The organism is Streptomyces sp. NPDC101165, assembly GCF_044768135.1.
GTDB lineage: Bacteria > Actinomycetota > Actinomycetes > Streptomycetales > Streptomycetaceae > Streptomyces.
On record NZ_JBIWPG010000009.1, the window covers coordinates 34,553 to 54,316 of the forward strand.

Annotated in this window: 22 protein-coding genes; 13 read left to right on the forward strand and 9 right to left on the reverse strand. The window is 73.1% G+C overall.

The window, feature by feature from the left end; all coding sequences use genetic code 11:
• The first annotated feature begins 77 nt into the window (after nucleotides 1-77).
• Both ACIRVH_RS20190 and ACIRVH_RS20195 read left to right on the forward strand, forming a co-directional pair.
• Nucleotides 78-665, forward strand: a complete 588-nt coding sequence (locus ACIRVH_RS20190; RefSeq protein ID WP_403955036.1) for an ArsR/SmtB family transcription factor — start codon at nucleotides 78-80, stop codon at nucleotides 663-665.
• A 14-nt stretch (nucleotides 666-679) separates the two neighbouring features.
• Complete coding sequence (locus tag ACIRVH_RS20195; RefSeq protein WP_403955038.1) at nucleotides 680-1,930, forward strand: MFS transporter; 1,251 nt, start codon at nucleotides 680-682, stop codon at nucleotides 1,928-1,930.
• Nucleotides 1,931-1,933: 3 nt separating this feature from the next.
• Here ACIRVH_RS20195 and ACIRVH_RS20200 read toward each other — a convergent pair whose 3' ends face one another.
• Both ACIRVH_RS20200 and ACIRVH_RS20205 read right to left on the reverse strand, forming a co-directional pair.
• Nucleotides 1,934-2,341, reverse strand: coding sequence for a VOC family protein (locus tag ACIRVH_RS20200; RefSeq protein WP_403955041.1), 408 nt, complete (start codon nucleotides 2,339-2,341; stop codon nucleotides 1,934-1,936).
• 10 nt (nucleotides 2,342-2,351) lie between these two features.
• Nucleotides 2,352-2,987, reverse strand: coding sequence for a TIGR03085 family metal-binding protein (locus ACIRVH_RS20205; protein WP_403955043.1), 636 nt, complete (start codon nucleotides 2,985-2,987; stop codon nucleotides 2,352-2,354).
• Between the two features lie 138 nt (nucleotides 2,988-3,125).
• On the opposite strand from ACIRVH_RS20205, the gene hisI reads away from it, so the two are divergent.
• From hisI to lgt, 11 genes are all read left to right on the forward strand, one after another.
• Nucleotides 3,126-3,518: a phosphoribosyl-AMP cyclohydrolase gene (gene hisI / locus ACIRVH_RS20210; protein ID WP_403955045.1), complete on the forward strand. Its 393-nt coding sequence runs from the start codon at nucleotides 3,126-3,128 to the stop codon at nucleotides 3,516-3,518.
• Between the two features lie 11 nt (nucleotides 3,519-3,529).
• Nucleotides 3,530-5,008: an anthranilate synthase component I gene (locus ACIRVH_RS20215; RefSeq protein WP_403955048.1), complete on the forward strand. Its 1,479-nt coding sequence runs from the start codon at nucleotides 3,530-3,532 to the stop codon at nucleotides 5,006-5,008.
• A 76-nt stretch (nucleotides 5,009-5,084) separates the two neighbouring features.
• Nucleotides 5,085-5,723 (forward strand): TIGR02234 family membrane protein, encoded by a 639-nt coding sequence (locus ACIRVH_RS20220; RefSeq protein WP_403955050.1) that lies wholly within the window; start codon nucleotides 5,085-5,087, stop codon nucleotides 5,721-5,723.
• 132 nt (nucleotides 5,724-5,855) lie between these two features.
• Nucleotides 5,856-6,116, forward strand: coding sequence for an HGxxPAAW family protein (locus tag ACIRVH_RS20225; protein ID WP_403955052.1), 261 nt, complete (start codon nucleotides 5,856-5,858; stop codon nucleotides 6,114-6,116).
• A gap of 87 nt (nucleotides 6,117-6,203) precedes the next feature.
• A complete protein-coding gene (locus tag ACIRVH_RS20230; protein WP_403955055.1) occupies nucleotides 6,204-6,653 on the forward strand; it encodes a DUF2752 domain-containing protein in 450 nt (149 codons plus the stop codon).
• Nucleotides 6,654-6,818: 165 nt separating this feature from the next.
• Entirely contained in the window at nucleotides 6,819-7,628 is an 810-nt protein-coding gene (gene trpC / locus ACIRVH_RS20235) for an indole-3-glycerol phosphate synthase TrpC (RefSeq protein ID WP_403955058.1), read from the forward strand.
• 21 nt (nucleotides 7,629-7,649) lie between these two features.
• Nucleotides 7,650-7,880, forward strand: coding sequence for a tryptophan biosynthesis modulator TrpM (gene trpM, locus ACIRVH_RS20240; RefSeq protein ID WP_403955061.1), 231 nt, complete (start codon nucleotides 7,650-7,652; stop codon nucleotides 7,878-7,880).
• 80 nt (nucleotides 7,881-7,960) lie between these two features.
• Nucleotides 7,961-9,244, forward strand: coding sequence for a tryptophan synthase subunit beta (trpB, locus tag ACIRVH_RS20245; RefSeq protein ID WP_403955063.1), 1,284 nt, complete (start codon nucleotides 7,961-7,963; stop codon nucleotides 9,242-9,244).
• Nucleotides 9,241-10,059, forward strand: coding sequence for a tryptophan synthase subunit alpha (trpA, locus tag ACIRVH_RS20250; protein WP_403955066.1), 819 nt, complete (start codon nucleotides 9,241-9,243; stop codon nucleotides 10,057-10,059). Before trpB ends, trpA begins: the two co-directional genes overlap by 4 nt.
• 87 nt (nucleotides 10,060-10,146) lie before the next feature.
• Nucleotides 10,147-10,920 carry a DsbA family protein gene (locus ACIRVH_RS20255; RefSeq protein ID WP_403955068.1) on the forward strand — a complete coding sequence of 258 codons (774 nt, stop codon included), beginning with the start codon at nucleotides 10,147-10,149 and terminating at the stop codon, nucleotides 10,918-10,920.
• Between the two features lie 84 nt (nucleotides 10,921-11,004).
• Nucleotides 11,005-11,982: a prolipoprotein diacylglyceryl transferase gene (gene lgt / locus ACIRVH_RS20260; RefSeq protein WP_403955071.1), complete on the forward strand. Its 978-nt coding sequence runs from the start codon at nucleotides 11,005-11,007 to the stop codon at nucleotides 11,980-11,982.
• Between the two features lie 68 nt (nucleotides 11,983-12,050).
• On the opposite strand, the gene ACIRVH_RS20265 is transcribed toward lgt, so the two are convergent.
• Genes ACIRVH_RS20265 through ACIRVH_RS20295 form a run of 7 tightly spaced genes read right to left on the reverse strand, consistent with a single transcriptional unit; the run spans nucleotide 12,051 to nucleotide 19,655 of the window.
• Nucleotides 12,051-12,863: an HpcH/HpaI aldolase/citrate lyase family protein gene (locus tag ACIRVH_RS20265; protein ID WP_403955073.1), complete on the reverse strand. Its 813-nt coding sequence runs from the start codon at nucleotides 12,861-12,863 to the stop codon at nucleotides 12,051-12,053.
• Nucleotides 12,860-14,086 (reverse strand): CaiB/BaiF CoA transferase family protein, encoded by a 1,227-nt coding sequence (locus tag ACIRVH_RS20270; protein WP_403955076.1) that lies wholly within the window; start codon nucleotides 14,084-14,086, stop codon nucleotides 12,860-12,862. The genes ACIRVH_RS20265 and ACIRVH_RS20270 overlap by 4 nt, the downstream gene beginning before the upstream one ends.
• A complete protein-coding gene (gene rbsK, locus ACIRVH_RS20275; RefSeq protein WP_403955078.1) occupies nucleotides 14,083-14,976 on the reverse strand; it encodes a ribokinase in 894 nt (297 codons plus the stop codon). The genes ACIRVH_RS20270 and rbsK overlap by 4 nt, the downstream gene beginning before the upstream one ends.
• The gene (locus ACIRVH_RS20280) at nucleotides 14,973-16,340 is read right to left on the reverse strand and encodes an ADP-ribosylglycohydrolase family protein (protein ID WP_403955081.1); all 1,368 of its coding nucleotides are present in this window, start codon (nucleotides 16,338-16,340) and stop codon (nucleotides 14,973-14,975) included. The genes rbsK and ACIRVH_RS20280 overlap by 4 nt, the downstream gene beginning before the upstream one ends.
• Nucleotides 16,328-17,503: an ADP-ribosylglycohydrolase family protein gene (locus ACIRVH_RS20285; RefSeq protein ID WP_403955083.1), complete on the reverse strand. Its 1,176-nt coding sequence runs from the start codon at nucleotides 17,501-17,503 to the stop codon at nucleotides 16,328-16,330. The genes ACIRVH_RS20280 and ACIRVH_RS20285 overlap by 13 nt, the downstream gene beginning before the upstream one ends.
• An 8-nt stretch (nucleotides 17,504-17,511) precedes the next feature.
• Nucleotides 17,512-18,723, reverse strand: a complete 1,212-nt coding sequence (locus ACIRVH_RS20290) for an ADP-ribosylglycohydrolase family protein (RefSeq protein WP_403955086.1) — start codon at nucleotides 18,721-18,723, stop codon at nucleotides 17,512-17,514.
• The gene (locus ACIRVH_RS20295; RefSeq protein WP_403955088.1) at nucleotides 18,624-19,655 is read right to left on the reverse strand and encodes an ADP-ribosylglycohydrolase family protein; all 1,032 of its coding nucleotides are present in this window, start codon (nucleotides 19,653-19,655) and stop codon (nucleotides 18,624-18,626) included. Before ACIRVH_RS20295 ends, ACIRVH_RS20290 begins: the two co-directional genes overlap by 100 nt.
• Between the last annotated feature and the right edge of the window lie 109 nt (nucleotides 19,656-19,764).

The window sequence follows — 19,764 nt, forward strand, 5'->3', positions numbered from 1 at the left end:
CTGAGCTTCGACAGATAGGAAAGGGAAGTTGCGCAAAATTTGTTGTGCAACTTTTCTTTCCTGTCTAGTCTGACGGCATGGCAGACAAGGAGCCACGACGGATCACCGACGTGGGGACGCTGAAGGCCCTGGCGCATCCGCTGAGGGCGAACCTGTACCGGCTGCTGTGCGTCGAGCAGGTGGCTACGGCGTCACAGCTCGCCGAGCATGTGGACGAAGCCGTCTCCCTGGTCAGCTACCACCTGCGCAAACTCGCCGAGCACGGGCTGATCGAGGAGGCGGAGCCGCAGAGCGGGGACGCACGGGAGCGGTGGTGGCAGCCTGCGTCCGACGGGCTGAGCATCCGGGGCGAGGACTTCCGCGGCGAACCGGGAAAGGCCGCGGCCCACCTGGCGGCCAGCCGCCTCTTCCACGACCAGCGTGCCGACCGCTACCGGCGCTATCTCGACGAACGCCCCACGTGGAACCCCGAGTGGAACACCGCGTCCGTGGACAGCGAGTCCTGGATGCGGCTGACCCCGGCGGAACTCACCGCGCTGAAGGGCGAGTTGGAGGCGATCCTGCGCCGGTACGACGAGCAGGGCCGGGCCGCCGAAGCCGCAGGCGGGACCGAGGGGCGCGAACACGTCGCGCTGTTCATGTACGGATTCCCGTTCCGCGTCTGAGAGAGGGCACCGCCGTGACCGTCCTGTCCGGCATACCCGCGCGGCAACTCGAAAAGGCCGCCCACCGCGACCCCAACGTCCTGCGCTGGCTCGGTGCCTACACCTCCTCGATGCTCGGCGACAGCATCTACTACATCGCCCTGTCCTGGGCCGCCGTCCAGGCCGGAACGCCCGCACAGGCCGGTGCCGTGATGTCGGCCAGCGCGCTGCCGCGGGCCGTGCTGATGCTCGGCGGGGGAGTGCTCGCCGACCGGCTGGGCCCGCGCCGCGTCGTCATCGGCAGCGACGCCGTGCGCTGTGCCGCCGTCCTCGCGGTGGCCGCCCTGCTGCTCCTCACCAGCCCCGGGCTGTGGCTGCTCGCCCTGCTGGCCCTCGTCTTCGGCACCGTCGACGCCGTGTTCATGCCCGCCGTCGGTGCCCTCCCGGCACGGATCACCGGCAAGGACCAGCTGGCCCGGGTACAGGGCATGCGGGGCCTCGCGATCCGCTTCGCGAGCGTCGTCGGCGCCCCGCTCGGCGGCCTCGGCGTGGCGCTCGGCGGCGCGGCGGCCGCGTTCACCCTCGCCGGACTGCTCATCGCGGTGTCGGTGCCGCTGCTGGTCTCCGTACGGGTCCGGAAGCTGCCGGCGGACGACCGGAGCGACACTCGGGACACGTCCGCCCGGCGGGATCTGCGGGAAGGCCTGCGCTACATCCGCCGGCACCGCGTCCTCGCCCCGCTCATGCTGGCCATCGCCCTCGGCGACTTCGGCTTCGTCGGGCCGTTCAACGTCGGCCTGACCCTGCTCGCCGACCGGCGCGGCTGGGGCGCCTCCGGGATGGGCTGGATCCTCGCCGGGTTCGGCGTCGGCGCGGGCGCCGCCTCGTTGCTGCTCACCGCCCGCGGACGGCTGCCGCGCGCCGGGCTGGTCGCCGCGTACGCCATCCTCGGGGGCTCCGTCGCGATCGGCGCCCTTGCCTTCCTCCCGAGCCTCGCCGGGGCCGTCGGGGTGGCCCTGCTCGTCGGACTCCTCGCCGGGCTCAGCGGCGCCATGTGCGGGGCCCTGCTCCAGACCCAGGCCGACCCCGCCTACCTCGGCCGGGTCACGGCCGTCTCCAGCCTGGTCAGCCTCGGACTCGCCCCGCTGAGCATGCCGTTCGCGGCCGCCGCGATCGGCGCCTGGGGCCTCGGCCCGGTCTACGTCGTCAGTGCCGTCGTCTGCGGCCTCGGCGGGCTCGTCGCCCTGTGCGTCCCGGGCCTGCGCCGGGCCGAACTGCCCCGCTGAGACTCAGCCGTGGGCCGGCTTGGGCTGGGTCAGCTGGATCAGGTTGCCGACCGTGTCGTCGATCACGGCCGCGATCACCGGACCCTGCTCCTGCGGCTCGTGCGTGAAGCGCACGCCGAGGTTCACCAGCCGCTTGTACTCCGCCTGGATGTCGTCCACCGAGAAGACGATGCACGGGATCCCCGCCTCGTACAGGGCCCGGCGGTACGGCTCCGCGATGGGGCTGTCACCGGGCTCCAGCAGCAGCTGGAGATCGTGCTGGGCCCCGCCGGGCGCGCCGACCGTGACGAACAGCGTGCCGCCGCCCAGGTCCAGACGGGTACGGGTCTCGAAGCCGAGGACGTCCGTGTAGAAGGCGTGCGCCTTCGGCACGTCGTCCACGTACACACCGGTCATCGCGACCTTGATCATGAGGTGCCTCTCAGATGCCCAGCTGCTTGGACTCGTGCAGCTTCGCGATGGCGTTCTCGTCGCCGTCCAGCTCGACCTTCGCCGCGCTCTGCCGGCCGAACGCGAACATCAGCAGCTCCGCCGGCTCGCCGGTCACCGTCACCACGGGCGCACCCCGGTGGGCGACGGCCGTCTGGCCGTCCGGACGCCGCAGGACCAGACCCGTCGGCACACCCCGGCCCACCAGGCGGGCGGTGCGCTCCAGACGGGACCACAGCGACTCCTGGAAGACGGGGTCGAGCTCGCGCGGCGTCCAGTCCGGCTGGGCGCGGCGCACGTCCTCCGTATGGACGTAGAACTCCACGATGTTGGCCGCCTCGTCGATCTGCTTGAGCTGGAAGGGTGAGAAACGCGGCGGGCCGGTCCGGATCAGCTGGATCAGCTCCTCGTACGGCTTCGCGGCGTACTCGGCCATCACCTTCTCCAGCCGAGGCGCGAGCTGCTTGATCAGCGTGCCCCCGGCCGCGTCCGGCCGCCGTTCCCGCACCACCACGTGCGCGGCCAGATCGCGCGTCAGCCACCCCTCGCAGAGGGTCGGTGCCTCCGGACCGGTGGTCTCCAAGAGGTCGGCGAGCAGAAGCCGTTCACGCTGAGCGAAGGTCGACATGCAGTCAGCCTACGACCACGCACAGGGTCCGCCCACCCGTCACCCGACCACCGCCCCTCAACGAGGCGCTGCGCGCCGCAGGGCTCGATCAGTGGACTTGGGCCGTCACCGTCAGTACCGCGCGGCAGAATGGCACCCATGACCAGTACGCCTCCGCCCAGCAACCTGGACCCCGAGATCGCCGCGCGCCTGAAGCGCAGCGCCGACGGGCTCGTCCCCGCCATCGCCCAGCAGTACGACACCGGTGAGGTGCTGATGCTCGGCTGGATGGACGACGAGGCGCTGCATCGCACGCTCACCACGGGCCGCTGCACCTACTGGTCGCGCAGCCGCCAGGAGTACTGGGTCAAGGGCGACACCTCCGGCCACTTCCAGTGGGTCAGGTCCGTCGCCCTGGACTGCGACGCCGACACCCTGCTGGTCAAGGTCGACCAGGTCGGCGCCGCCTGCCACACCGGCGCCCGCACCTGCTTCGACGAGGACGTGCTGCTCAAGGACGCCGATTCCGGCGTGCAGGCACAGGATCAGTAAGGTCAGCCGCCATGGACCTCGAGACCTTCCGCAAGCTCGCCACCGACCGGCGCGTCATCCCGGTCACGCGCAAGCTCCTCGCCGACGGCGACACCCCGGTCGCGCTCTACCGCAAGCTCGCCGCCGAGCGCCCCGGCACCTTCCTGCTGGAGTCCGCGGAGAACGGCCGCTCCTGGTCCCGCTACTCCTTCGTGGGCGTGCGCTCCGCCGCGACCCTCACCGCACGGGACGGCGAGGCCCACTGGCTCGGCGCCCCGCCCGTCGGCGTCCCCACCGGCGGCGACCCGCTCGCCGCCCTGCGTGCCACCCTCCAGACCCTGCACACCCCGCACCAGGAGGGCATGCCGCCCTTCACCGGCGGCATGGTCGGCTACCTCGGCTACGACATCGTCCGCCGTCTGGAGAAGATCGGCCCCGGCGAGCGCGACGACCTGAAGCTGCCCGAGCTGACCATGCTCCTCACCAGCGACCTCGCCGTCATGGACCACTGGGAGGGCTCGGTCCTGCTGATCGCCAACGCGATCAACCACAACGACCTCGACACCGGGGTGGACGAGGCCTACGCCGACGCCGTGGCCCGGCTCGACGCCATGGAGGCCGACCTGTCCCGGGCGGTCGCCCAGCCCCCGGCCGTCCTGCCGCCCTCCGAACTGCCCGAGTACACCGCCCTGTGGGGCGGCCCCGACTTCCAGGCGGCCGTGGAGGACGTCAAGGAGCGCATCCGCGCGGGCGAGGCCTTCCAGGTCGTGCCCTCCCAGCGCTTCGAGACCCCGTGCACGGCGAGCGCGCTGGACGTCTACCGGGTCCTGCGGGCCACCAACCCGTCCCCGTACATGTACCTGTTCCGCTTCGACGGGTTCGACGTCGTCGGCTCCTCCCCGGAGGCGCTGGTCAAGGTCGAGGACGGGCGCGCCATGGTCCACCCCATCGCCGGCACCCGGCACCGTGGCGCCACCCCGCAGGAGGACCAGGCCCTCGCCGAGGAGCTGCTCGCCGACCCCAAGGAGCGCGCCGAGCACCTGATGCTGGTCGACCTCGGCCGCAACGACCTGGGCCGGGTCTGCGAGCCCGGCTCGGTGGAGGTCGTGGACTTCATGTCCGTCGAGCGCTACTCGCACGTCATGCACATCGTGTCCACGGTCACCGGCCGGGTCGCCCAGGGCCGTACGGCCTTCGACGTGCTGACCGCCTGCTTCCCGGCGGGCACCCTGTCCGGCGCCCCCAAGCCCCGGGCCATGCAGATCATCGACGAACTCGAACCGTCCCGGCGCGGCCTGTACGGCGGCTGCGTCGGCTACCTCGACTTCGCCGGCGACTCCGACACCGCCATCGCCATCCGCACGGCCCTGCTCCGGGACGGCACGGCCTATGTGCAGGCCGGCGCGGGCATCGTCGCCGACTCCGACCCGGTCGCCGAGGACCAGGAGTGCCGCAACAAGGCCGCCGCGGTCCTGCGGGCCGTCCACACGGCGAACCGCCTCGGACGGTAGCGGCCGGTCGGCCGAGGACGGTCGAGAGCGTCTGATCTGAACCCCGGGTGACGGTTCGCCCGGGGTTCAGGCGATAGTGGACTACGTGACTGCCGTACCTCACCCCCGTTCCGAAGCCGCCGCACCCACCCGGTCCGGCCGGCGGAGCCTCGCCGTGGCCCTGCTGTTCGGTGCGCTCGGCGCGGCCGTGGCGCTGCTCGCGACCCGGCAGCGCTGGGCGGAGGGCACCGCCACGGTGGCCGGCGGCGCGTTCCCGCTGACCGCCAAGGGCAGCGACGTCACGGGCGTCCCCGCGGCCCTCGCCATAGTGGGCCTCGCCGCGCTCGTCGCCGTCTTCGCCGTCCGCGGGGCGGGCCGCCTCGCCGTCGCCGCGCTGCTCGCGCTCTCCGGCGCGGGCATCGTCGTCGCCGCCCTCGTCGGGGCCTCCGACAGCTCCGCGCTGGACGAGAAGGCCGCACAGACCACCGGCGACACCTCGGCCACGGTCGCCGCGCTCGGCCACACCGGCTGGCCGTACGTCGCGGCCGTCGGCGGCGTCCTGATCCTGCTCGCCGGGCTGCTCGCCCTGCGCTACGGCAGCCGCTGGCCCGCCATGTCCGGCCGCTACGAGCGCGCGGCCGACCGCCCGCGGCGCAAGGCGCGCCCGGTGGACCCCGAGCGTCCCGAGGAGATCTGGAAGGCCCTGGACCGGGGCGAGGACCCGACCGGCGCCTGAGCAGTACCCCTTGGCGGTCGCTGGATGTGGCGAACCAGACGTCACCCCCGCGTCCGGCACGCGTGCGCGTACGGAACAATGGACGACGAGCGTCCGGCTCGGACTAGGACACACAGCAACGAGGAGCAAGTCATGGCGGGCAGCAGCCACGGTCACACCCCGGCCGCCTGGACCGGCGTCACCATCGCCTTCATCGGTTTCTGCGTCGCGGGCGCCTTCATGGTGATGGCCCAGCCCGTGGGCTTCTGGGCCGGCATGGTGATCGTGCTCCTCGGCGGCGTCGTGGGCGCCGCCATGCGCGCCATGGGCCTCGGCCAGCCGAAGCAGCAGGCGCACGCCGTCGCGCACGTGGCCCCCGCCGCGACCCGCGAGCCGGCCGGCGCCGAGAGCTGAGCACCACCGCTTCCCACGAGGGGCGGCCCGAACCCGCGGAGGGTACGGGCCGCCCCTCGCGCGCGTGCGCGGGGCGTGCGGGGCAGAATGCCTAGCGTGAACGCCGACAGCCGCAGCGCCCCGCGCACCAGCCCGCCGCCCGCCCTGTGGGGCCGTCTCGCCCTACCGGTCGGACTGCTCGCGGCCGTCGGCGGGGCCTTCGCGTACGTCGGCACGGTCGACCCGAACGAACCCGGCCACTACCCGGTGTGTCCCCTGTACCGGCTCACCGGCCTGTACTGCCCCGGCTGCGGCGGACTGCGCAGCGCCCACGCCTTCATCCACGGCGACTTCCTCACCGCCCTGCACGACAACGCGGTGGGCGTGGCCGCCTACTTCGGCTTCGCGGTGCTGTGGACCGTCTGGGTGGTCCGCGCGGTGCGCGGCCGGCCGCCACGGATCGAACTCGGGCGGGTACAGATGTGGAGCATCGGCGCGTTGCTGCTGGTCTTCACCGTGGTCCGGAACCTGCCGGGCGGCGGCTGGCTGCATCCCTAGACCGGGCTCCCGGACCTCTCTCGGACCCGTCCCGGGGAGTGTCCAGGTGGTGGGACCGGTATAGATCGGATGCAGGGCCATCGTGGACCTCCGGATACCATCGGAGTGACCAAGGGTTTTCAATCAGAACCCAAAAGAACAACCGTCTGAAAGGGGGCCGCTCGCGTGAGTGTGCTCGACGAGATCATCGACGGAGTCCGTGCCGACCTCGCGGAGCGGCAGGCACGCGTCAGCCTCGACGAGCTCAAGGAGCGTGCGGCGAAGGCCCCCGCCGCCAAGGACGGGGTGGCCGCGCTCAAGGGCGACGGAGTCAAGGTGATCTGCGAGGTCAAGCGCTCCAGCCCCTCCAAGGGCGCGCTGGCCGCGATCGCCGACCCGGCCGGGCTCGCCGCGGACTACGAGGCGGGCGGTGCCGCCGTCATCTCCGTCCTCACCGAACAGCGCCGCTTCGGCGGCTCGCTGGCCGACCTTGAGGCCGTTCGTGCGCGCGTGGACATCCCGGTCCTGCGCAAGGACTTCATCGTCACGTCGTACCAGCTGTGGGAGGCCCGCGCGTACGGCGCCGACCTCGCGCTGCTGATCGTGGCCGCCCTGGACCAGCCGGCTCTCGAGTCGCTGATCGAGCGTGCCGTCTCCATCGGCCTCACCCCGCTCGTCGAGGTGCACGACGAGGAGGAGGTCGAGCGGGCTGTGGCAGCGGGCGCCAAGATCATCGGCGTCAACGCGCGCAACCTGAAGACCCTGGAGGTCGACCGCGGCACCTTCGAGCGGGTGGCCCCGGAGATCCCCGAGAACATCGTCAAGGTCGCCGAGTCCGGTGTACGCGGGCCGCACGACCTGATCGCGTACGCCAACGCCGGCGCCGACGCGGTCCTGGTGGGCGAGTCCCTGGTCACCGGCAAGGACCCCAAGACGGCTGTCTCCGACCTGGTCGCGGCGGGCGAGCACCCCGCACTGCGGCACGGCCGAAACTGATCAACGGCTAGGCTTGCCGCGATGACTCCGACCACACCCGCCACCGCCACGGACCGGTACGCCCGCCTCGCGCGCGGCTGCCGCCCGCGTGGCTGCCGCGCGCCCGCCCGCAGGGTGCACGGCCGGCGGGTGCGGTACGTCATCGGTGACGAACCCGGGCAGGTCAACGGCATGCGATGGCAGCGCCCCCTCGGGGGCGCGGGACAGTGCCCGAACACGCGGCTCCGCCGCGCGGGCGCGACCAGCCACTGACGGCCGGCACTCGACCGGCAGAACCCCGCCCCCCACGGCGCACAGTGCTGTTCACACACCACTCACCGTGAGGATTCCGCATGCCCAGCCAGTTCTTCATCCCTGACCCCGAGGGTCAGGTGCCCAGTGGCGAAGGCTACTTCGGCGCATTCGGCGGCAAGTTCATCCCGGAGGCCCTCGTCGCCGCCGTGGACGAGGTCGCCGTCGAGTACGAGAAGGCGAAGCACGACCCCGAGTTCGCCCGCGAGCTCGACGACCTGCTCGTCAACTACACCGGCCGCCCCAGCGCCCTCACCGAGGTGCCGAGGTTCGCCGAGCACGCCGGTGGCGCCCGGGTGTTCCTCAAGCGGGAAGACCTGAACCACACCGGCTCCCACAAGATCAACAACGTTCTCGGCCAGGCGCTGCTCACCAGGCGCATGGGCAAGACCCGTGTCATCGCGGAGACCGGCGCCGGCCAGCACGGCGTGGCCACGGCCACCGCCTGCGCCCTGTTCGGCCTCGACTGCACCATCTACATGGGCGAGATCGACACCCAGCGCCAGGCCCTCAACGTGGCTCGTATGCGCATGCTCGGCGCCGAGGTCGTCGCCGTGAAGTCCGGCAGCCGCACGCTGAAGGACGCCATCAACGAGGCGTTCCGGGACTGGGTCGCCAACGTCGACCACACCCACTACCTGTTCGGTACGGTCGCCGGTCCGCACCCCTTCCCGGCCATGGTCCGCGACTTCCACCGGGTGATCGGCGTGGAGGCACGGCGGCAGCTCCTGGAGCGCGCCGGCCGTCTCCCCGACGCCGCCGTCGCCTGCGTCGGCGGTGGCTCCAACGCCATCGGCCTCTTCCACGCCTTCATCCCCGACGAGGGCGTCCGCCTGATCGGCTGCGAGCCGGCCGGGCACGGCGTGGAGACCGGCGAGCACGCGGCCACCCTGACCGCGGGCGAGCCCGGCATCCTGCACGGCTCCCGCTCCTACGTCCTGCAGGACGACGAGGGCCAGATCACCGAGCCGTACTCGATCTCGGCCGGTCTGGACTACCCGGGCGTCGGTCCGGAGCACTCCTACCTGCGCGACAGTGGCCGCGGCGAGTACCGCGCGATCACCGACGACGCCGCCATGCAGGCCCTGCGCCTGCTGTCGCGGACCGAGGGCATCATCCCGGCCATCGAGAGCGCCCACGCCCTCGCCGGAGCCCTGGAGGTCGGCAAGGAGCTGGGCAAGGACGGGCTGATCGTGGTCAACCTGTCCGGTCGCGGCGACAAGGACATGGACACCGCGGCGCGCTACTTCGGCCTCTACGACACCGACGCCGAGGTGGCCGCCAACGAAGCCGACACCGCCGAGATCGAGGGGGACGCCAAGTGAGCGGCAACATTCAGCTTCTGAACGACACCCTCGCCGCCGCCAAGGCGGAGGGGCGCTCCGCCCTCATCGCCTACCTCCCGGCCGGCTTCCCGACCGTGGACGGCGGCATCGAGGCGATCAAGGCCGTCTTCGACGGCGGCGCCGACGTCGTCGAGGTCGGTCTGCCGCACAGCGACCCGGTCCTCGACGGTCCGGTGATCCAGACCGCCGACGACATCGCCCTGCGCGGCGGCGTCAGGATCGCGGACGTCATGCGGACGGTCCGGGAGGCGCACGAGGCGACCGGGAAGCCGGTGCTCGTGATGACCTACTGGAACCCCATCGACCGCTACGGCGTGGAGCGCTTCACCGCCGAGCTGGCCGAGGCGGGCGGCGCGGGCTGCATCCTGCCCGACCTGCCGGTCCAGGAGTCGGGCCTGTGGAGGGAGCACTCGGAGAAGCACGGTCTCGCCACCGTCTTCGTCGTCGCCCCCAGCAGCAAGGACGAGCGGCTCGCCCAGATCACCGCGGCGGGCAGCGGCTTCGTCTACGCGGCCTCGCTGATGGGTGTCACCGGCACCCGTGAGTCGGTCGGCGTCCAGGCCCACGACCTGGTCGAGCGCACCCGGGCCACCGGCAGCCCGCTGCCGGTGTGCGTCGGGCTCGGCGTCTCCAACGCGACCCAGGCCGCCGAGGTCGCCGGCTTCGCCGACGGAGTCATCGTCGGCTCGGCGTTCGTGAAGCGGATGCTGGACGCCCCGGACCACGCCTCCGGCATCGAGGCGGTGCGCGGGCTCGCCGGCGAGCTGGCGAAGGGCGTTCGCCGACAGGCGTAACGGTTCGTAACGGAAGATTCGGTCACTCGAACGAGTGGACCTCTGGCCGGGGAGGCGCGCTGCGCCTCCCCGGTTCGTTCTGGGGGTGTGAGCGAGAAGAACCATGACGGAAAGCGCACCGCCAGGGAGCGGCTGGCGGTCGAGCGCGAGAAGCAGAAGTCCGCGGAGAAGCGACGGCGCGCGCTGATCGTGGGCGCGAGCGTCGTCTGCGTCCTGGGGCTCGCGGCGGTGATCGGCGTGATCGCCGCCAACTCGGGCAAGAAGAAGACCACCGGCGCGGGCCCGGTCGTGGCGCCCTCCGGTGCGCAGGGCAAGGACAGTCTCGCCATCCCGGTCGGCAAGGACGGCGCCAAGGCGACGCTCACGGTCTGGGAGGACTTCCGCTGCCCGGCCTGCCAGGCCTTCGAGACGGTGTACCGGCCCACGCTCCACGAGCTCACCGACGCGGGCAAGCTCAGAGTCGAGTACCACCTGGTCCGGCTGATCGACGGCAACCTCGGCGGCACCGGCTCCCTGCGCGCGGCCAACGCCGCGGCCTGCGCCCAGGACGCCGGAAAGTTCCGCGACTACCACGACGTGCTGTACGCGAACCAGCCGAAGGAGACCGACGACGCCTTCGCGGACAACGCCAAGCTGATCCAGTTGGCCGGCAAGGTGAACGGCCTCGACACCCCCGCGTTCCAGAAGTGCGTCAAGGACGGTACCCACGACAGCTGGGTGAACCAGTCCCACAAGGCCTTCCAGACCGGCGGCTTCAGCAGCACGCCCACCGTCCTGCTCGACGGCAAGAACATCTACACGGACCAGACGCTGACCCCGGCGAAGCTCAAGCAGATGGTGGAGGACGCGAACCGCGGGTAAGCGCGTTTCTCACGTGCCCGTTATGGACCCGTAGCCGGGCTGCCTGCCGTCCTCGCGGCCCGGCACGGTAGCGTCGACCTTGCCATGGAACTTGCCTACATTCCCAGCCCGTCGCGCGGGGTGCTGTACCTCGGCCCCATTCCGCTGCGCGGTTACGCCTTCTGCATCATCATCGGTGTCTTCGTCGCCGTCTGGCTCGGCAACAAGCGCTGGATCGCCCGGGGCGGGCGAGCCGGCACGGTCGCCGACATCGCCGTCTGGGCCGTTCCCTTCGGCCTTGTCGGTGGCCGGCTCTACCACGTGATCACGGACTACGAGCTGTACTTCAGCCCGGGCCGTGACTGGGTGGACGCCTTCAAGGTGTGGGAGGGCGGTCTCGGCATCTGGGGCGCGATCGCGCTCGGCGCGGTCGGCGCGTGGATCGGCTGCCGGCGCCGGGGCATCCCGCTGCCCGCCTACGCCGACGCCATCGCCCCCGGCATCGCCTTCGCGCAGGCCATCGGCCGCTGGGGCAACTGGTTCAACCAGGAGCTGTACGGACGCGAGACCCATGTGCCGTGGGCGCTGCACATCACCTCCTCCGAGGGCGGCCGGGTGCCGGGCTACTACCACCCGACCTTCCTGTACGAGTCCCTGTGGTGCATCGGCGTCGCCCTCCTGGTCATCTGGGCCGACCGCCGCTTCCAGCTGGGCCACGGCCGGGCCTTCGCCCTGTACGTCGCCGCGTACTGCGTGGGCCGCGGCTGGATCGAGTACATGCGCGTCGACGACGCCCACCACATCCTGGGCCTCCGCCTCAACGACTGGACCGCGATCATCGTGTTCCTGCTGGCGGTGACCTACATCGTGGTGTCGGCGAAGAAGCGGCCGGGCCGGGAGACGGTGGTGGAACCAGGCGCCTCCGATGCTCCGGCCGAGGACGCCGCAGGTGCCGAAGCCGACGGTGCGGAAGCCGACGCGAAGGCCGAGGCGGGGACCGAGGCCGACGTAGAGGTCGAGGACAAGGCCGAGCCGGACGCCGTGGAGGCGAAGGACGAGGCGGAGTCGGCGAAGAAGAGCTGACGGCTGGTCGTACGACACCGAGGGCGCCCGGAATCTTCCGGGCGCCCTCGGTGTGTGCGGAAGGAGGTTCAGTGCCTCCGCCCCAACGACAGAGTGCGCTGCGCTGCCGCCACCACCGCCGCGTCGACGAAGCGGCCGTCGGGCAGGGCCTGGGCGCCCTCGTTCGTCGCCGCGGCCTTGATGATCGTTTCCGCTGCCTCGATCTCCGCGGACGTCGGGAGATACGCCCGCTCGATCACCGGCAGCTGCCGTGGGTGGATCGCCGCGCGGCCCAGGAAGCCGAGGGTGCGGCCGCGGGCGCAGGAGGTGGCCAGGCCGTCCAGGTCGCGGATGTCGGGGTGGACGGACTGGGCCGGCGGTGCCAGACCGGCCGCGCGGGCGGCGACGACCACCCGGGAGCGGGGCCAGTCGAGGCCCGCATCGGCCCGTAGGCCCAGGTCGGCCCGGAGGTCGGCCTCGCCGAGTGAGACGCCCCGCAGGGACGGATGGGCGGTGGCGATGGCGTACGCGTGCTCGATGCCGAGGGCCGACTCCAGGAGGGCGTACAGCGGGACCGGAGTGGCCACGGCGACCTGTCTGATCTGGCCCGGGGACGTCACCTTCGGGAGTCGTAGCCCGGACACGCCCGGCAGTGTGGCCAGCGCCGTCAGGTCGGCGGCCGCCCAGGGCCCGTCGAGGGCGTTGACGCGGACGTGGACCGGGACGGACTGCGGTTCGCAGAGGCGCTCGGTCGTGGCCGCGCGGGCGTAGTCCTTGCGGTCGGGGGCGACCGCGTCCTCCAGGTCGATCACCACCACGTCGGCGCCCGCGACCAGCGCCTTGGCCACGACGTGCGGGCGGTCGCCGGGGACGTAGAGCCAGGTCAGCGGGAACGGCGTCACAGGGCGCCCTCCTCGCGCAGGGCGCGCAGCTCGGCCGGGGCCAGGCCCAGCTCGGTGAGCACCGCGTCCGTGTCGGCGCCGTGCGGGCGGCCGGCCCAGCGGATCGCGCCGGGCGTGGCGGACAGCCGGAAGAGCACGTTCTGCATGCGCAGCGGGCCCAGCTCCGGGTCGGCGACGGTGGTGACCGTGTCCAGGGCCTGGTACTGGGGGTCTTCCAGGACGTCCCGGGCGTCCTGGACGGGGGCCACCGCCGCGTCCGCCTTCTCGAAGGCCGCGAGCACCTCGGCGCGGGTGCGGGCCGCGATCCAGGAGCCCACCGCCTCGTCCAGGACATCGGCGTGCGCGGCCCGGTCCGTGCCCGTGGCGAACCACGGCTCCTCGGTCAGCTCCGGGCGGCCCACCAGCCGCAGCACCCGCTCCGCCACCGACTGCGCGGACGTGGAGACGGCGACCCAGCGGCCGTCGGCGGTGCGGTAGGTGTTGCGCGGCGCGTTGTTCGCGGACCGGTTGCCGGTGCGTTCCTGGACGTAGCCGAGCTGGTCGTACCAGGTGGGCTGGGGGCCGATGACGGCGAGGATCGGCTCGATGATCGCCATGTCCACGACCTGCCCCTCGCCGGTCCGGTCCCGTGCGGCCAGGGCCGTCAGCACGGAGTACGCCGTGGCCAGGCCCGCGACCGAGTCCGCGAGCCCGAACGGCGGGAGCGTCGGCGGTGCCTCCGGTTCGCCGGTGAGGGCCGCGAAGCCGCTCAGCGCCTCGGCGAGGGTGCCGAAGCCGGGCCGGTGCGCGTACGGGCCGAACTGGCCGAAGGCCGTGACCCGGGTGAGGATCAGCCGCGGGTTGGCGGCGGACAGCTCCGCCCAGCCCAGATCCCACTTCTCCAGGGTGCCGGGGCGGAAGTTCTCGATCACCACGTCGGCGGTGGCGGCGAGCCGGAGCAGGGTCGCGCGCCCGCCGGGCTTGGACAGGTCGAGGGTGATGGTGCGCTTGTTGCGGCCGAGCACCTTCCACCACAGGCCGACGCCGTGCTTGGCCGGGCCGTGCCCCCGGGACGGGTCGGGGCGGCCGGGATGCTCCACCTTGATCACCTCGGCGCCGAAGTCGCCGAGCAGGGTCGCTGCCATGGGGCCGGCGAAAAGGGTGGCCAGATCGAGGACCCGCAGGCCCTGGAGGGGCTGGATCCGCGGGGCCGTACTCGCAGCTGTGGTCGTACTCATGCTCATGCCGTGCACTGCGCGTCGATCTCCGGGCGGTACGGCATGGACGCCGACGCCCCCTCCCGCTGCACGGACAGGGCCGCGGCGGCGGCCGCCCAGCCCAGGGACTCCCGCACCGGCTTCTCCTCCGCGAGGGCCACCGCGAGCGCGCCGACGAAGGTGTCGCCCGCCCCCGTGGAGTCCACGGCCTTCACCTCGGGTGCGGGCACCACCAGGGGTTCGGCGCCCCGGGCCAGGTACAGGCTGCCGGTCGCGCCCAGGGTGACGACGACCTCCGGGACCAGGTCGAGCAGGGCCGCGGCCGCCTCCCGCGGGTCGGTGCGGCCGGTGAGGGTGACGGCCTCGTACTCGTTGGGGACCAACAGGTCGGTCGCGGCGAGGAGTTCGGGTGGGAGCGGCTGGGCGGGGGCCGGGGTGAGGAGGGTACGGACGCCGTGCCGGCGGGCCGCCTGCGCGCCCGCGACGACCGCGGCCAGCGGGATCTCCAGCTGGAGCAGCAGGGCGTCGACGGAGGCGAGCACGCCCTCGTCGCCGGGTGCGAGGTGGTCGACGGTGCCGTTCGCGCCGGGGATGACGACGATGGAGTTGCCCCCCTCGTCGTCCACCACGATGTGCGCGGTGCCGGACGGGCCCTCGACGGTGCGCAGGAAGTCGGTGTCCACACCGGAGTGTTCGAGGGTGTCGCGCAGGCGCACCCCGAAGGCGTCGTTGCCGACCGCACCGATCATCGAGACCGTGGCGCCGGCGCGGGCCGCGGCGATCGCCTGGTTGGCGCCCTTGCCGCCGGGGATCGTACGGAAGTCCCGTCCCGTCACGGTCTCGCCGCGCTGCGGAGCCTTGGTGACGTAGGTGACGAGGTCCATGTTGGTGCTGCCGAGGACGGCGATGTGGGTCATGGTCGGGTCGCCTCCAGGTGCGTGAGGTGGGCGAGGGTGTCGAAGCCGGTGCCGTCGAAGTCGGCGACGGAGGTGGCGAGCCGGTTCTTCAGCGGGGCCCGCCAGCGCTCGGGGAGCGCGCTCGGGGTGCCGGCGAGGAGCCCGGCGACGCTGCCGGCGGTCGCTCCGTTGGAGTCGGTGTCCCAGCCGCCGGACACGGCCCGGCAGACGGAGCCGGTGAAGTCGCCGTCCGCGTGGGTGAGGGCGGCGACGATCAGGGCGGTGTTGGGGATGGCGTGGACCCAGTGGTGGGTCGTGGAGTAGGCGGTGTGGAGTTCGTCCACGACGTCGTCGAAGTCCCGGTGTTTCCGGGCCGTTCGGAGGGCGTGGTCGATCGCGTGCGCCAGGCGGGAGCGGGGTGGGACCACCGTGCGGCCGGTGCGCAGACAGGCGTGGATGTCGTGGGTGCCGGTGGCCGCCGCCGCGAGGGTGGCCGCCGTGAACATCGCCGCGTAGACGCCGTTTGTGGTGTGGGTGAGGCGCGCGTCGCGGTGGGCCTGTGCGGCGGCGGTCGCGGGGTCGCCCGGGTTGGTCCAGCCGTGCACGTCGGCGCGGATCAGGGCGCCGATCCATTCCCGGAACGGGTTGCGGTGGCGGGCGGTGTGCGGGGGTTCGATGCCGTTGAGGAGGTTGCGGAAGGCGATGCGTTCGGCGGTGAAGGTGCGGCCGGGTGGGAGTTCGTCGAGCCAGAGCTGTGCCACGTCGGCGGTGGTGAAGGTCCTTCCGTGGCGCTTGAGCAGGAGCAGGTTGAGGAGGGGGTAGTTGAGGTCGTCGTCCTCGGGCATGCCGTCGATGTTCTCGGCGAGGGAGGTCGCGGCGGAGCGGCGGTTCCAGGGGTACCGGGCGAGCAGGTCTTCGGGGACGCCCTTCGCGGTGAACCAGGTGGACAGGGGCCAGTTGCCGACGGACCGGGCGAGGGCGCGGATGCCGTCCAGGGGCAGCTTCTCGACGGGTTTGCCGAGGAGACAGCCGATGGCCCGGCCCAGCCAGGACGCTTCGAGGGCGAGGGGGGTGAGGGGGGAGGTCGGGCGTCCGGAGGGTTCGGGCCAGTCCGGGCACAGTGCTTTGACGCGGGCCAGGTCCGTCGGCTCGTCGTCGGTCAACCTGCCGGGCAGGTCGGCGAGTTCGTCCAGCAGGTCATCCGCAAGCAGCCGAAGGTACCGCGACGCCGGTCGCGGTGAGGCTCCCGCGCGCTCAGGCGGCTCCATGCCTCCCGCCGCCCGCCATCTCGCCTCGATCCTCGACGGTTCCCGGCCGTCCAGGCGGGCCTGGTGGAGTTCGTGGCCCAGGAGGTCCTCCGGCTGGACCCAGGTCAGGCGGAGCATGCCGTGCCTCCGAGCGCCGCGAAGGCCTGCTCGTGTGCACGCCGGCGGCGCACGTCACGTGCGAAGACCTCGCGGGTGACCGCGGCCAGGGTGCGGGCCGGCTCCCACAGGTCCAGGCGGCTCTCCTCCGCCACCGTCTTCGCCCAGTCCTCGGGGACCGGGGAGCCCAGAGCGCCCGCGAGTGCACCGGCCATGGTGGCGGTCGAGTCGCAGTCGCGGCCGTAGTTGACCGCGCCCAGGACCGCCTGTCGGTAGTCGCCGCCGGCGACCAGCAACATGCCCAGCGCGATGGGGAGTTCCTCGATGGAGTGCAGCCGGGAGGGCCGGCGGGCGCCGAGCGAGGGGGCGCGGTAGTCGGGGCCGACCGTGTCGTACGGGGCCACCGCCTCCCGGAGGGGGACCAGGGCCGACTCGAAGTCGCCGTGGTCGCACGCCACTTCGCAGACCTTCTCGATCGCCGTGCGCGTGCCGTCCTTCGCCAGGGACAGACAGGCGGTCACCACCGAGTCCGGGGTCGCGCCCGGCGCGGTGGCGGCGGCGACCGCCGCGGCGAAGACTCCGGCGGCCTCACGGCCGTACGACGACTGGTGCGCACCCGCGACGTCCAGCGCCTCGGCGTAGGCCCCGGCCGGGTCGGCCGCGTTGACCAGGCCGACGGGGGCCATGTACATCGCCGCACCGCAGTTGACGATGTTGCCGACGCCCGCTTCCCGGGGGTCCGCATGGCCGTAGGCCAGCCGTGCCACGAGCCACTTCTCGGCGAGGAAGACGCGGTGGAGCGGCAGCGCCTCGGTCTCCAGCTCCGGGATCCAGCGGGGATTGGTCATCAGGTCCGGGACCAGGTGGTCGGCGACGGCGTACGCGTCGAGGTGGTCGCGGACACGGGCGTAGACCCTGACCAGCGCGTGGGTCATCAACGTGTCGTCGGTGACGTGGCCGTCGCCCTTGTGGTACGGGGCGATGGGGCGTGCCGTGCGCCAGTCGTCGCCGTGCCAGGGGCCGACGATGCCGTGGACCCGGCCGCCGTGGCGGTCGGTGATCTGGTCGGGGGAGTAGCCCTCGACGGGGCCGCCGAGCGCGTCGCCGACGGCGGCTCCGACCAGGGCTCCGGTGATCCGCTCGTCCAGGCCGGGCCCGCGGTTTTCTTCTCCTATGGGCGTCATGCCCCGAATCATCCTCCTGGTCGGGCCCGTTGCGTGGCTTCCAGGAGTCCGGCGAGTTCCACCAGGTCGGTGCCGGTGAGGCGGGGGAGGGCACAGCCGGAGAGGATGCGGCAGGCGTCGCGCCAGCCGGCCGGGACGGCCGCGCCGCCGCCCAGGGCGCCGGTGAGCGCGCCCGCGAGGGCGGGGGCGGAGTCGGCGACCCGGGACAGACAGGCGGCGGCCGGGACGGCCTCGGCGAGACGGCCCCGGGCGGCCGTGGCGAGGGCCAGGGCCACGGGGACGGTCTCGGCGGCGGCGATGCCGTAGCTGTAGACATGGTCGACGATCTGGTGTTCCAGGAGGGGGACGAGAGCGAACGCCGACTCGCTGTCCTCGGCCAGGGCGAGGGCGTGGCGGGTGTTGCGGCCGATCTCCGTCGCCGCGGGGAGTTCGGCGAGCGCGGCCGTCACGCAGGTGTCCGGGTCCGCTCCGGTGAGGGCGAGCGCGAGGGCCGCCGCCATCGCGCGGGCGCCGTGCACGCCGTCGCCGTCCTGGGTGTAGCGGGCGTCGAACTCGGCGAGGTCGGCGGCGCGTTGGGTGTCGCCGGGGTGGGCCACCGCGAGGACGCAGGCGCGGACGCAGGCGGCGTCGTCGAAGTAGTGCGGGTTGTCGTGGCCGGTGGCGGGCGGGCGCAGGCCGGCGGCGAGGTTGCCGAGGCCGGCGCGGACGGAGATGCGGGCGCGCAGGGGCAGTACGGCGGACTCGATCTCGGGGGCGCGGTCCGCCGCCGCGGCGACCTCGGCGGCCACGGCGGTCCAGGTGAGGTCGATGGCGGCGCGCATACGACGTTCCCGGCTGAGGTCGCCGAGCACGTCGTCGTCGCCGGCCCGCAGAACCGCCTCCGCGGCGAACGCCGCCCACTCGGCGTCGTCGGAGGGGCCGAGGCGGAGGGGTTCCGGCGGCTGGTTGAGCGCGATCGGCACGGGCAGGGTGGTGGTGGCGTTCTGCTCGGCGAAGGTGTCCAGCTCGCGGGTCAGGCGGCGGGTCCACTCGGGCATCCTGGCGGCTCGGTGCCGGGCGGCCGGCCAGCCGGCGGCGTCTCCCGCGGCGAGGCCGAGCAGCAGCCCCTCGATACGGCGCGTCATGACACCCGCTCGCTGTCCTGGAGGGCGGTGGTGGGGGCGGGGACCAGCAGCTCCGCCACGTCCAGGACGTGATGGCCGGCCATGGAGGGCAGGCATCGGCCCCGCACCGGGCCGATGGCCGACGCCCACTCCGGGGGGATCGCCGAGAGTCCCTGGGTCGCCCCCGACAGGGCGCCCGCCACCGCCGCCGTCGTGTCCGCGTCGCGGCCCATGTTGACCGCCGTGAGGACCGCCTCCCGGAAGTCGCCGTCCGCCGCCGCGTACGCGCCGAAGGCGAGGGCGACCGCCTCGGGGGCCAGATCGGTCCAGGGGTAGCCGCCGATGACCACCGCGGAGCGGACCGCGCGTTCGCCGCGGTGGGCCACGGTCACCGCGCGCCGCAGCGAGCGGGCCGTCCAGGAGTCCTCGGGGACGACGGCGAGCGCCGAGGCGATGACCACCGCGGGTGAGGCGCCCGCCATCGCCGCCGCCACTCCCGCCGCGACCGCCTGGCCGCCGTAGATGCCCTCGCCCTCGTGGCTGACCAGGCCGTCGATCGCCACCAGACGGGCCGCTTCGGCCGGACGGCCCGCCGCGAAGACGCCGAAGGGGGCCGCCCGCATCGCCAGACCGTCGCTCCAGGCGTGCCGGTGCTGGGCGGAGATGGGCGCCGCGAGGCCGCGGCGGAGGTTCTCCAGCGTGCCCCGCTCGCTGAAGCCCGCGCCGCGGAAGGAGCCCTCGGCGCGGTCGGCGATCCACTCGTGCCAGGCGGCCTCGACATGGGCGGGGGTGAGTGCCGAGCCGTGCCGGGCCAGCAGCAGCCCCGAGAAGATCGCGTACTCGGTGTCGTCCGTGCCGCAAGGCTCCTCGGTGACGTATCCCGTGATGCGGCCCCAGCGGGAGCGGATCTCGGAGGGCTTCAGGTTCTCCGCGGGCGCCCCGAGCGCGTCTCCGACGGCCAGGCCGAGCAGGGCGCCGCGGGCCCGTTCGCGCAGTCCGGTGGCGTCCCCGGGCGCCGGGGCCGGGGGAGTGCAGGCGATCGATGCCATGGGCGGCCTCTCCTTCACGGGACCACGACGGGGCCACAGCGGGGCCGTGCCGGGTCCTCAAGGGGGTCACGGGGACCTTTGCGGATGTCTCCCACGGGAGGGGCGCGGG